This is a genomic window from Paenibacillus sp. FSL M7-1455 (genome assembly GCF_038004655.1).
In the GTDB taxonomy this organism is placed as follows: domain Bacteria; phylum Bacillota; class Bacilli; order Paenibacillales; family Paenibacillaceae; genus Paenibacillus_AQ; species Paenibacillus_AQ cookii.
Genome location: NZ_JBBORO010000001.1, coordinates 4,851,082 through 4,864,245 on the forward strand (window position 1 = coordinate 4,851,082; position 13,164 = coordinate 4,864,245).

Sequence of the window (13,164 nt, forward strand, 5' to 3'; positions counted from 1 at the left end):
CTAATAACGGGGACGGTAGTTTCATGAAGAAAGCAGCCATATTACTGATATACATAGCCCTGCTCCTTTGCGTGAGATGGTTCTGGTCCGATACGTTCGGGACGGAACAACAGCCCAAAGTGGAGAATGGCGTGCTTGACCTGCGCGGAATCCATCTGGACGACAGGCATTCCATCGTGCTGGACGGAGAGTGGGAGTTTTACCCGGACATGCTGATCTCCGGCAACAGGCAGGCCGACCAGGCAAAAGACGGTCGCCGCTACATTCAGGTTCCCGGCGATTGGAGTACGGCTTGGCCCGACACAAACGGCTCATCGTTCGGATACGGCACTTACAGGCTTCGCATCCTCGTGGACCAGCCGCTGAACCAGCCTTATGAATTATGGGTCAAGGAAATTAAGGCCGCTTCAACGGTGATCGTCAACGGAAAAACCGTGGGCAAATTCGGAAACCCGGCAGCGACTGAACAGGAGTACACTCCGGAGCTGGTATCTTTCATTAATACCTTTGTCCCGGACAAGCAAAACGTGATCGACATCATGATCCAATCCGCCAATTACAGCGATCCCACGAGCGGGGGGATCATCCAATCCCTGCGGTTCGGCACGCAGGCGGCGATCGATTTTCAGTGGTGGTATTCGATCGGCTTTCAGCTTTCCGTTTTCATGATCCTGCTTCTGCATGCGCTGTATGCCGGCATTATGTACCTCATCAACCCGAGGGAGAACATGCTGCTTGCCTTCGTTCTGCTGCTCGTCTTCGCAGGCCTGACGATCGTCTCGGACCATGAATACGTGCTTTTGCGCTGGTTCCCCCTCAATTACACGTGGATGTTGAAAATCCGCATTCTTTCCTATCTGGGCATTACGTTCTGCATGCTGCTGATGGGCAGGAGTTTTGTCGGACGAACCCGGAAGGGGCCTTTGTTTATCGGATTTGCAGGCGCTGCCGCCCTGTACGTCTTATTCGTGCTCATCGCGCCCGCCAACTTGGTCCATCTGTCCAGGGCCTATCATGTTTTTGGCTTGTTCTACCTGCTGCCGAGCTTCTGGTTTTTCTATCTTATCGGCCAAATGGTGCGCCGGAAGCAAAAGGATGCGTTTATCATCCTCCTGGCGGCAACGAGCGTCATGTCGAACATTCTATGGGGATTCGTGAATTTCGATTGGAATTTTACGCCGATTTATTATCCGGTCGATATTCTGGCTGCCATCGTCGGATTTTCAGCCTACTGGTTCAAACGGTATTTCCGGAACGCGGCGGAAAACGCCAAGCTGAACAAGCAGCTCCGAGAGGCGGATGAACGGAAGGACCAGTTCCTGGTGAACACTTCGCACGAGCTTCGGACGCCGCTGCACGGCATTATCAATATCGCCCAATCGGTGCTGTCCCGCGAGCAGCATACGATGACGGAGGAAGGCCACAAAAACATGGAGCTCCTCGTCACGATCAGCCGCCGGATGGCTTACCTGCTCAGCGACCTGCTCGATGCCGTCCGATTGAAGGATCAAAGGATCATGCTCCGCCGGCAGGCGCTGCAGGTTGAACCGGTCGTATCCGGCGTCATCAGCATGCTTGCCCATATGACAGAGGGCAAACCCGTCCAAGTGAAGATGGCATTGCAGGAGATTCCTTCGGTATATGCCGATGAACAGAGACTGACCCAAATTTTATTCAATTTGCTTCACAATGCCATCAAGTTCACCGACGAAGGCGTCATTGAAGTCACGGCCAGCCTGAACGGAGAGCAGGTCGTCATCCACGTGTCGGATACCGGGCGGGGGATCACGAAGGAAGCGCTTGAACGGATTTTCCTTCCTTACGAGCAGGGGCATGGCGACGATGAAAACGGCGGCATCGGCTTGGGCCTCAGCATCAGCAGGCAGCTCGTCGAACTGCATGGCGGATGCCTGACGGCCGAGTCCACCCTTGGAAAGGGGACAACGTTCAGCTTTTCCCTGCCGATCGCGGAAAGCCGCACGGAAGAAGCCTCCGAAATCCGGGAGGAACAACGCGACGAACCGAACCCGGCCGAACGCGTGCCGGACAACCTGCCGATGCAGGAAACCGCGGCAGCCGCAGAACCGGGCCTGATCACCGAAACGGCCGATATGACGGAACGTTTCTCCAAAGGATTAAAAATTTTGATCGTGGAAGACGATCCCGTCAATCTGCGGGTCCTTACGGGCATTTTTGCGGAGGAACATTATGAAATCCAAACGGCCTTGTCGGCGAAGGAGGCGCTGAATCTGCTGGAATCCGCGTCTTGGGACCTGCTCGTTTCCGACGTCATGATGCCGCATATGTCCGGATATGAGCTGACGCGGATCGTCCGGGAACGTTACAGCAGCTTCGAGCTGCCGATCCTGCTCCTGACGGCAAGAAGCCGGCCGGAGGACATTTATGCAGGTTTTATCGCCGGTGCCAACGATTACGTCGCCAAACCGGTGGATGCGATGGAGCTGAAATACCGGGTGCTTGCCTTGGGCACGTTAAAAAAATCCGCGGAAGAAAGGCTCAGGATCGAGGCCGCTTATTTGCAGGCGCAAATTCAGCCGCATTTCCTGTTTAATACGATCAATTCGATCATGTCCCTAAGCGAAATCGACTTGGACAAAATGCGGGATTTGGCCGACGCGTTCACCTCGTATTTGCGGATCAGCATCGACTTCCTGAATTCGGAACAAATCGTCCCTCTGACCCACGAACTGGATCTGGTCGAAGCGTACCTTTACATCGAAAAAGAACGTTTTGGAGAACGGCTTGAGGTCGTATGGGACATTGATCCGGAAATATCGCTGTTCATTCCTCCGCTGACGCTGCAGCCCCTGGTCGAAAATGCGGTCAAACACGGACTGCTGAGCAGGCTGCAGGGCGGCACGCTTGAAATCCGCATCCGCCGCCAGGAGGATGGGACAAGGTTCGAGGTTCGGGATAACGGAAAAGGCATGTCCGAAGAGGAAGCCGGGCGGCTGCTTCACCTCGACCCCGACAGCATTCAGGCATCCCGCGGGATCGGATTGCTGAATACGAACCGCAGGCTGATGCAGCATTACGGCAAAGGCCTGCATATTGAGAGCAAGCTGGGGCAAGGCACGGTCATGTCATTCGTCATACCGAATCCTAGCTCCGAGCCGGGCCGAAACCCGGAATTTTTCGACGAATAGGAAAAAGCAGCCTGATCCGTTCAGGCTGCTTTTTCTATTTGATTGACTTTATGCGCCGCTGGCGACGCCTTGTTCCCATTCCAGGTACCAGGACGTGATACCCGCGCTTGGGGACATGGCATATTCGCCGTCGAACACGTCCCTCAGCTGTTGATACAGCCTTCTTACTTCTGCGTAATTATGCAAACCGGCATACATCTTCATCAAGCCGGCATAGCCGTCCTCCATAAAAGGCAGTCTTTCGATCATCTGCTGATACAGCTTTGCAGCTTCGGCATACTGCCCAAGCCCGACGTGGCACTCGGCGACGGGTTTGGCATAATTGAGCCACAGCAGCCGGATCCGTTCCTGTTCCGGTTCTGCCCATATATAGCGGTGCTCCTCCAGAAAATCGCCGGTGTACTTGTCCAGTGTTCCTAGATGGCGGTGAAGCGTATCCGGGGTTACCGGCGGCGCGTCGCGAAGGCTGTTCTCCCACGCCTCGACGTCGAGTTCTACTTGGCCCCAAACCAGGCGGTATCCCTCATCATGGTACTTGATTTGAAGATCCAGCCCGCTTGTTTTGATCATTTGCCTAATCTGATAGATTGCCGTATGTAACTGAGTTGTTGCTTTTTTCATGTCTTGCTCCGGCCACAGCAAATCGATCAGAGCCTGTTTGCTCACCATCTTGTCCCGGTAATAAATCAGATACGCAAACAATTCCGGCGCTTTCAGCGTCTTCCATTGGAAGTATTTCGGTTGGCCGTCCGGGTCGCGGTAATGCAAACTTTGCAGGCAGCAAAGCATTGTCTTTGCAGCTTGATCCTGATTTGCGCCCGCAGCGTTCAGAAGCGAAAATCGGACGACCCTGTTCAACGTCACGTTCAAGCGCGACGCGTTCACGGGCTTCAGCAAATAATCGAGTGCGTTGACCTCGAAAGCTTTAATCGCAAAATCCTGATAGGCGGTAACAAAAACGATCTGCATTTGCGGCTGGATCTCCAGCAGCTTCTCCGCCAGTTCAAAACCGGAAACCTCCGGCATTTCGATATCCAAAAAAGCGACATCGGGCCGCACTTCCCGGGCGGCGGCAAGTGCAGCGTAAGGATCCTGATAAGCTCCCACCAGTTCCAAATGAAGGTTTGCCCCGATCTGTGAATGCAGAAGTTTTTCCAACTTCAATAAAGCCAGTTTTTCATCATCGACGATTATTACCTTCAAGGCTTCTCTCCTCCTGGGCAGCGCTGCATTCTCTTACTTTCATTTTAACAGCAAAACGTGTCCAGTTGAACCGAGAAACCCGACTCTTCTATGATTCTTTTTGCAGGATGCGATCCTCTGTTTCCTCTTGGACGACCGAACAATTTTCCCAATCGTCCATTGCCATGTACCCGCGCCGGACGAGCGCGAAAATGGTGTTGGTCGTGCAATACCATTCCAAATCGGACACGCTTGGAGAACGATCCCTTAATTTCGATACGGCTTCCTCATACGTCCAGTATCCGCCTTGCCTCCAGCGGACCAATTTTCCCCCATGCTGCTGCGCCTTGTTCAGCGCCTCCTGCTGTATTTCAGATAACATTAATTGATCACCACACAAATCTTTTACGTTATTTGCTGCCAAGACAATCGATGGAATCATTACGCCCCCCTCCCATTTCAGCGAGTATAAGGCTATTTAAGCATAGGGCTCTGAATATATTCTGAAAAATGAACGCTAGGACCAAAGAAACAGGTTCAGGGCGGCCGCAAAAAACATGCCGAAAACATAAAAAGAAATGCTTTAAAAAATTTTTTTCGAAATGACCTGGCATCCCCAATCGCCAAAAAAGCTTGACCCGGTGCAAGCACCAAATCAAGCTTTTGTTCATTTCTGCGCAGTATCTTTGCCAAAAGCGCGCCTATAAAGATTTTCGGGGCTGGACGGCCGCCCGGGTGGATTCCGGCGGATTTCGGCGTCCCGTCAGTAACAGCATCAGGAACGAAATCGCGACAATGGCCGCCGTCCATGCCCATGCCATCGGCGTATTGCCCGCATCCACCGCCACGTAGATCGCCGTCGGGATGGTTTGGGTTTTGCCCGGGATGTTGCCCGCGATCATGAGCGTCGCCCCGAATTCCCCGAGCCCGCGCGCGAAGCCGAGGATAAAGGCGGTACCGACCGCATGGATTGCAAGCGGCAGCGTAATGTATCGAAACACCTGCCATTCGCTAGCGCCGTTCGCGCGCCCGGCGTTTTCGAGTTCGGGATCGACGGTGGCAAAGCCGTTTTTCATCGTTTGGTATACCAGCGGAAAAGATACGACCACGGCGGCGATCACCGCTGCCCACCAGGAGAAAATCACCGGCGCGTCAAACAGCCGTTCGGCGGCCTGTCCGATCCAGCTTTTCCGTCCGAGCAGCACCAAAAGCAAAAAGCCGACGACCGTCGGAGGAAGCACCAGCGGCAGCATCAGGACGGTTTCGAGCACGATTTTGCCCTTGAATCTTCTTCGGGACATCCACCAGGCCGCAGCCGTGCCCAGGATCAGCACGATCACGCTCGACAACGCCGCCACCTGAAGCGAAATGCGGACGGGGGGCCAAAAATCATGCCAGTTCATATCCACACATCCTTTTTACTCCGGAACGGAAAAGCCGTATTTGACAAAGACGTCAAGCGCAGCTTGCGACTGCAAATATTCGTAAAAATCCTCCGCTTCCCGCGCATGTTTGGTGGCTTTGACGATCCCGACCGGATATTCCACCGCCGAATAGGAGGCCTGGTCCACCGTAAACGCGATGCTGATTTTCGAAGAAGACAACGCGTCCGTTTTATAGACGAACCCGGCGTCGGCATTGCCCGTTTCGACGTATTGAAGCACCTGCCGCACGTCTTTGGCCTGGACCAGCTTCGGCTGAAGCGGCTCCCACAGCTTCGCGTTCGTCAGCGCTTCCTTCGCGTAATTGCCTGCGGGCACGCTTTCCGGAATGCCGATCGCGATCCTTTTGACCTCAGCTTTGCCCAAGTCTCCGATGCTGCCGACCGGACTGGCGGAATCCGCCGGCACGACGGCGACCAGCTCGTTTTTCAGGAGGGTCGTCTCCTTGCCTTCCCCGATGAGTCCCTGCTCGACAAGCGGCTTCATGTTTTTGACGGCGGCGGAGAGAAACAGGTCTGCCGGGGCTCCCTGCTCGATTTGCTTTTGCAGCGCGCCGGAGCCGCCGAAATTGAAATTCAGCTCCACGTCGGGATGGGACTTCTCGTAGGCGGCCTTGATTTCCTCAAGCGCACCGGTCATGCTTGCGGCCGCGGAAATCGTCAAGTCCACTTTGGAAGACGGCTTCGCATCCGGTGCCGCTGGATTCGAACCTGACGCTGCTTGAGGGTTGGCATCCGTTTTTGTCGCGTTTCCGCAGCCTGTCGCCAACGCCAGAATCAGCGCAAAAACAAACCAAACCATACTGTTTCGATACATTTTTCGCATGTTAGCACTCCAGATCATTATATTTAGTTATAAATAGTTATAATTGATATAAATTATATGGGGCGTTACACGCATTGTAAACCTATTTCAGAAATGTTTCACAATCGGACAACAAATCCGTTGGGCCGCACTCCGCTTGATGATCAAGAAGCAGTATGTTTCTTGGCTTTTTGCAAAATCGGCATGTTACAATGGAACAAGGATCATAAGGCTTTTGCCAAACGAGCGTTTGTTTTGAACGAGGAGGATTTCCATGTCCAGCGATATATCCTATACAACCGAAGAAATCGCCAAAATGCTGAAAATATCCAAGCTCACCGTTTACGATCTGATCAAAAAAGGAGAGCTTCCGTCCTACCGCGTCGGCAAACAGATGCGCGTGGACGCGGCGGATCTCGAAGCTTACAAGCAGCGGGCCAAAGGCACCCGAACGGCGTCAATCCCCGTCCAAGCGGCCGACAACCTTCCCCTTTCCGCCGCGCCGGCCATGAACGGAGTTCGCCCGCTGGTCGTGACGGGACAGGATATCAGCCTCGACATTTTGGTCAAATATATGGAAAAGGGCATTCCCGGCGTCCGCCCGCTGCGCGCCTACGTCGGAAGCCTGGACAGCTTGATCGCCATGTACCGCGGGGAGTCGGACATCGTCAGCACCCATTTGCTGGACGGGGATACCGGCGAATACAACATCCCGTACATCCGCAAGCTGCTTGTCGGCTCTTCCTACATGGTCGTGAACCTGCTGTCGAGGCAAGCCGGGCTGTACGTGCAAAAAGGCAATCCGCTCGGTCTCGGCGGCTGGGCCGACCTGGGCCGCCCCGGCCTGCGGCTGATGAACCGCGAAAAAGGCTCCGGCGCGCGCGTCCTGCTGGACGAGCAGCTCCGCCTGCACAGCATCCGGCCGCAGCAGATTGAAGGGTACGAAGAAGAGCAGACCAATCATCTCGGGGTGGCGGGCAAGGTCGCTTCCGGCGAAGCCGACGTCGGCGTCGGCATCGAAAAAGCCGCGGCCATCGTCGGGCAGGTCGATTTTATCCCGCTCATTCAGGAGCGCTACGATCTGGTGATGCTGAAAAAGCCGGAGAATAGGGCATGGATCGGGGCGCTGCTGGACATTTTGCGTTCGGAGGAGTTCCGGAAGGAGCTGCAAACGATCGCGGGGTACGACTTGTCGCGCACGGGGGAAGTTTTGTTCGAGACGTGACCGCCTTCTCATAATTAAAAGGAGCTGCCCGGGTCCAAAGCGACCTTTGGGACAGCTCCTTTTTCCTTCCATAAGAATTTAGACTCTCCGGCGCCCCCGCAAAGTACCTGAATCGGCTTCGAGGCCGTCGGCCCGACTTTTGCGGGCTTATTCCGCTATCCTTTGAGCAGCAAAAGAAGCGTTCCTGCCGTCAGCAGCACGAGTCCGGCCGTCGCTTTGATCGACAGCTTTTCCCTCAGGAACACGAAGGCAAACAGCACCGTAAGCAAAATGCTGAGCTTGTCGATCGGTACCACGACGCTTGCCGGGCCGTCCTGCAGCGCTTTGTAAAAGCATAACCACGACAGCCCCGTCGCCAGTCCGGACAAAATGATAAACAGCCAGCTTTTCCGGTCGATCCGCTTCATGTCGCCCTGCTTTTTCTGGATAAACACGATCAGCCAGGCCATGATGAGCACAACGACGGTCCGGATCGCCGTCCCGAGGTTGGATTCGACGCCTTCGATCCCGATTTTGCCCAAAATCGAAGTCAGGGCGGCAAACAGCGCCGACAAACAGGCGTAAATGAGCCAGCTTCCGCGGACGGCGGCCGCGGCCTTTTCCGATTTGCTTTTCTGGATCATCAGGTACGTTCCGGCCGCAATGACGACCATCCCGATCGCGTTCGCCCAGGTCAGCCGCTCGCCGAGAAACATAAACGCCAAAATCATCGTAAGCACGTTGCTTGATTTATCCACCGGCACGACCTTGTTGACGTCCCCGAGCTGCAAAGCCCGGAAATAACAAATCCAAGAAGCTCCCGTCGTCAGGCCGGACAACAGGAGAAACAGCAAGCTTTTTCCGCTTAAAGCCGCGATCGTGTTCTGCGACCCGACCACAAAAACCATCAGCCAGGAGAAAATCAAAACGACCCACGTGCGCAGCGCGGTGGCCAAGTTAGAATCCACGTTGCGGATCCCGATTTTGGCAAGAATCGATGTGATGCCGGCGAACAGCGCCGCCCCAAATGCAAAGGCAATCCACATTGCCGATCAGTCCCCCTTTGATGCCAAGATGCCGCCGATCCGATCTTTATGTATCTGACCCTTAATTGTATAGCATATGGATTTTAAAGCCGTTTACTCGCCGGGAGGCCCATAAATTCCCTGCCTCTTCACCATATCGGAAACGCAGTCAAGGCAGAAAACCCTTGCCGCAAAAGAAATCGCCCTATCCCTTGTCCGCCAAAATCTCTTCAAGCCTGCAGCAGGTCACACACGCCGCCCAGGGTTCCAGCACATAGCTAGTACAAATCACTTTCCGGTTAGGACCACAGCAAAGGACCATATGATGAGTGCCACCTCAAACGCTGTCTTGCTGACACCCTTTGGGCTGGTTGCTAATTTCGGCAACAGAGCTCTGAGTTGGTATTCAACAAACTGTTAAATGGGTTATTTTATTTAAATTCGTATTTACTGTAATCCACATTGATTCACACACTGCTGCTAAGGATTGTACAGATACATGCTCTCGAAAATCATCGTTAAAAATCCACTCCTTGGGGCTTATATTAAAAAAGTTCTGTGTGCTTAAATACGTTGATTTAATAAACTTCCAAGCCAGTTCTACTTCTCGATTATATGTTTTTGAAATTAAAGATAGATTAACATTATACACTTGGGAATCGTATTGTGGAAAATTAGTGATAATTTTCTCTTGGCAGTCTGATCCATAGATATCAATCAGAAAGTCGGTAAGTTCATTATTATATAAGGATTTTATAAACGTTTCCCTTGATTCCTGGCGTATTTTTTCAATATTGAGTGTTTTGCATAATTCCGTTTCAGAGAAGAAGCGATAGCATATTCACTGTCGTTAAGGGGTAATTTTCGAAAATGGTATTATATGGATGAATAAAAGGGCAGACTTGCAGAATTTTAGAACAGCTCGTTTTTTAAGCGGCAGCCCGTTTTGAATGATGAGAAACGGCGAGCGCAGATGCAAGCAGAACAATGGCATTCAAATACTGGTGAGTTGTGACTTTCTGAATGCCCCGGACATGTGCGGCGTCTGCCGTCAAATAGGTTTTCAATCGGGAGTTGCAGCGTTCTACGCTGGTTCGTTCATTGTAAAGTTCCTTCCAACGCTTTGTATCCCGATGAGGGATGCTGTATCGCCGGAGATCATCCTTCGCATTTACTTTGACGACCATTCCATAGTTTGAAGACGAGCAGGCAGCCATGCCAAGCGGACAGTCGACTTTACCCGTGGCATGCGGGCAGCGAAATTTATGCATATCGCCGTCAACTCCCCAGTATGTCATCGCATAACCCATGGAACAGCACGGTGTTCCGTTCGAGGTCATGCCAGCAGGCGGTTCCTTCTCCCCCCGAAGATTAAGGGGAATGATGGCTTGTGCCTTGACGTTGCGGGCGGCCTCATAAACTTTCATTTGGTCGTAGCCCGCATCGAGTATGAAAAATCGTGTGCTCGTCCTGGACGCTGTTTTCTCGATCAGGCCCGGCGCCATTTCTCCATCATTGACATGCGCCGGCGTTACTTCCAAGGCGATCGGCAATTCACTTTTCGTATCGACCGCCAGATGAATTTTGTAACCAAACCATGTGATTTTATTGCCGAAGGAATCAATTTTTGCGCCCCAGTTCGCATTACCCGTTTGCTCGCTTTTGCGTTTGGGCTGCTTTTTCTCGTAAGCGCGGAGAGCGGCGCTGTCTATGGCGACGTTACTGCCTTCTATGATACCTTCCTGCTGACAGCGTGTGACCAAATCCTCAAAAAGCCGTTTTGCCAAGTCCTTTCTCGTCAGTTCTGAGAAAACTCGGCTTAATGTGGATATGGAAGGAGCTTCTCGATCCAGCGGAAGACCACACTGATAACGAAACCGGAGATCCGTATCCAAACGCTTATGCAACCCTGAAAAGGTACTTATTCCTTCAAGCGGCGCAGCCAAGAGTGCTCGTAGAATACCTTGTCTGCAGTATCCCTCAGCGCCTCGGGGTGAACGGCTTCTCAGTTCCTTGGCATACGGTCTCAGATCGAGAGAGCTGAAGAAGATCGGCAATCTCTCCTTGGGTTGAATTTTTAAAAGTTCTTCGAAGGAAAACAGACATTCTTGGAGAATATACAAAGTGACTTCCTCCATCCTTGAGGTTTTTGGGTTTGGTCACTTGAAAACTTCTCCAAGTTGGGGTGAAGTCCCTTTTTTATGTCCGAAAATCCTTACGGCTCAAGGCCTCAGATTACTGCAAAACGCTCAATATTAATATAAGTTATACTTGGATAAGAAATTTTTAGGACATCCTCGAAATGCGGGGCAATCTCAGAAACAACAATTCTATAGTCAGTCTTTTTTTTGATAGGTAAGCTGATAAGGGTATTGCTGTAATTTAAAACATAAGGTGCCGTGAAAAAAAGCCCCAGGGTTGTTAGTTCGTGATCTACTGGATCTACAGGTAATTTATCGATTTTTGGCCGTTTTTTTTCTGTATGACTTAATATAGGGCTTGCTGAATAATCAAAAAATCCTTATCTCACAAGGGTTTAGAGGCACTATTGTCGAATTCATCTGCAAAGAAAACACGGAAAATCGGTAAAAAACCTTGCAGATGGAGTGAGCGAAAGTGTTCGTGCTGAATCGAGATATGGCAGACTTGTTGGAAAACTTCTATTTGCCCTTTGGCGGAAAATTAAATCCAACCAATCGGTGGGTGCAGCTTGCGGCGATCATCCCTTGGGACAAAGTAGAAGAGAAATATGTGAGCTCGTTCAAGTCCCCAGCCATCGGCCAAAAGGCGTACTCGGCACGTATCGCCCTCGGCTCGCTCATCATCAAAGAGCGCCTTGGTTTAAGTGACCGCGAGACCACCTTACAAATCCAGGAAAATCCATATTTGCAGTTCTTCTTGGGCTACACCGCGTATGTCGATAAAGTGCCGTTTCATCACTCCCTGCTCACGCATTTTCGGGAACGGCTCGGCTTGGAAATCCTAGCTGAAGTCAACGACTGGATCGCCCAAGCCGCGCTGCAAGCAGAGCGAGAGGTCGAGGCGAAACCGAAATCGTCCAAGCGGGATCGCGATGACGACGACAACGACGCGGGCGGCTCGCAGCTCACCATGGAGGTAGGGGACGCTTTCTCTATTCCCGAGGAGCCCCCTGTTGTGGCGAAGAACCCCCGCAACATGGCGAAAAAGCTACACGCCCTGCCATCTACAGCCGCACCGACAGCGGAAGTCATGAACAAGGGCACCCTCATGCTGGATGCGACATGCGCGCCTGCGGACATCAAGTATCCGACTGACTTGGGGCTGCTGAATCACGCCCGTGAAATCCTGGAAGACATCATCGACGTGCTGCACCGTCCCCATGTCGGAGCGATGGAGAAGCCGCGCACGTACCGCGAGAAAGCCAGAAAATCGTACCTGAGTGTTTCCAAGCAACGCAAGGCATCGGGCAAGGTGATCCGCAAAGCGATCAAAAAGCAACTTGGCTACGTGGGACGGAATCTGCGGATTATTGAAGCCCTCGTAAAGTATACGCCTCTCACGGAACTGAGCAAAAGACACTATCGCCAGCTTCTGATCATCTCGGAGCTCTACCGTCAGCAGCGCGAAATGCTAGAGAAGAATACGCATGTCGTCGCCGATCGCATCGTGAGTATCGAACAGCCGCATGTACGTCCGATGGTTCGAGGCAAAGCTGGAGCGAACGTGGAGTTCGGCGCCAAAATCGCCGCCAGTCTGGTGGACGGTTACGCTTGGATCGAAACGGCACAATGGGACAGCTTCAACGAGGCAACCACGCTGCAAGCATCGGTGGAAGCGTACAAACAGCGATTCGGGTATTATCCCGCCGTCATTCTAGCCGATAAAATCTACCGCAATCGAGACAACCTGAACTATTGCAAAACGCTAGGGATTCGCCTTAGTGGCCCGAAGCTCGGCAGACCCTCGAAAGAGCAAAGTGAAGTCGCCGATCGTCGGCAAGAGCGCCAGGACGCTGTACAGCGTAATGCGATCGAAGGAAAATTTGGAGAAGGCAAGCGCAAATTGGGCCTAGGTCGCATTCGGGCGCGTGGCGCCGAAACCAGTTTGACCGTCATCGCCCTTCAGTTTCTGGTCATGAATCTGGAGCGGCGACTGCGTGTTCTCTTTTTGCATTTTTTCAGACTGCTTGGGTTTAGAGACTTGCGTTGGGTGTAGATGGAACGAATCTTGTTCAGCAAGCCCTAATATAGGCCGCCGAACATCACCAATTACTTGATTAGCTTGTACCTCAGTAAATAACTCCATTTAATATCCCTTCTTTCAACCTGCAGTATTTAGTAAAAAGAGTAACACAACAA

General features: G+C 52.4%; 9 protein-coding genes. 3 read left to right on the top strand and 6 right to left on the bottom strand.

What is annotated here, in order from left to right:
* The first annotated feature begins 23 nt into the window (after nt 1-23).
* Nucleotides 24-3,167, top strand: coding sequence for a hybrid sensor histidine kinase/response regulator (locus tag NYE48_RS22355; protein WP_340999997.1), 3,144 nt, complete (start codon nt 24-26; stop codon nt 3,165-3,167).
* 48 nt (nt 3,168-3,215) lie between these two features.
* On the opposite strand, the gene NYE48_RS22360 is transcribed toward NYE48_RS22355, so the two are convergent.
* The 4 genes from NYE48_RS22360 to modA form a co-directional block, all read right to left on the bottom strand.
* Nucleotides 3,216-4,370, bottom strand: a complete 1,155-nt coding sequence (locus NYE48_RS22360) for a response regulator (RefSeq protein ID WP_340999998.1) — start codon at nt 4,368-4,370, stop codon at nt 3,216-3,218.
* Between the two features lie 88 nt (nt 4,371-4,458).
* Complete coding sequence (locus NYE48_RS22365; protein ID WP_246537303.1) at nt 4,459-4,731, bottom strand: hypothetical protein; 273 nt, start codon at nt 4,729-4,731, stop codon at nt 4,459-4,461.
* 319 nt (nt 4,732-5,050) lie between these two features.
* Entirely contained in the window at nt 5,051-5,752 is a 702-nt protein-coding gene (modB, locus tag NYE48_RS22370) for a molybdate ABC transporter permease subunit (RefSeq protein ID WP_340999999.1), read from the bottom strand.
* A gap of 15 nt (nt 5,753-5,767) precedes the next feature.
* Nucleotides 5,768-6,616, bottom strand: coding sequence for a molybdate ABC transporter substrate-binding protein (gene modA / locus NYE48_RS22375; RefSeq protein WP_341000000.1), 849 nt, complete (start codon nt 6,614-6,616; stop codon nt 5,768-5,770).
* Nucleotides 6,617-6,869: 253 nt separating this feature from the next.
* Between modA and NYE48_RS22380 the strand changes: the two genes are divergently transcribed.
* Nucleotides 6,870-7,820: a helix-turn-helix transcriptional regulator gene (locus tag NYE48_RS22380; RefSeq protein ID WP_036715565.1), complete on the top strand. Its 951-nt coding sequence runs from the start codon at nt 6,870-6,872 to the stop codon at nt 7,818-7,820.
* Between the two features lie 155 nt (nt 7,821-7,975).
* Here the strand turns inward: NYE48_RS22380 and NYE48_RS22385 are convergent, their stop codons facing one another.
* Nucleotides 7,976-8,845 carry an EamA family transporter gene (locus NYE48_RS22385; RefSeq protein WP_036715568.1) on the bottom strand — a complete coding sequence of 290 codons (870 nt, stop codon included), beginning with the start codon at nt 8,843-8,845 and terminating at the stop codon, nt 7,976-7,978.
* Nucleotides 8,846-9,753: 908 nt separating this feature from the next.
* Nucleotides 9,754-10,947, bottom strand: a complete 1,194-nt coding sequence (locus tag NYE48_RS22390; RefSeq protein ID WP_016311143.1) for a transposase — start codon at nt 10,945-10,947, stop codon at nt 9,754-9,756.
* 514 nt (nt 10,948-11,461) lie between these two features.
* Between NYE48_RS22390 and NYE48_RS22395 the strand changes: the two genes are divergently transcribed.
* The gene (locus NYE48_RS22395) at nt 11,462-13,021 is read left to right on the top strand and encodes an IS5 family transposase (protein ID WP_340996292.1); all 1,560 of its coding nucleotides are present in this window, start codon (nt 11,462-11,464) and stop codon (nt 13,019-13,021) included.
* Nucleotides 13,022-13,164 lie beyond the last annotated feature (143 nt).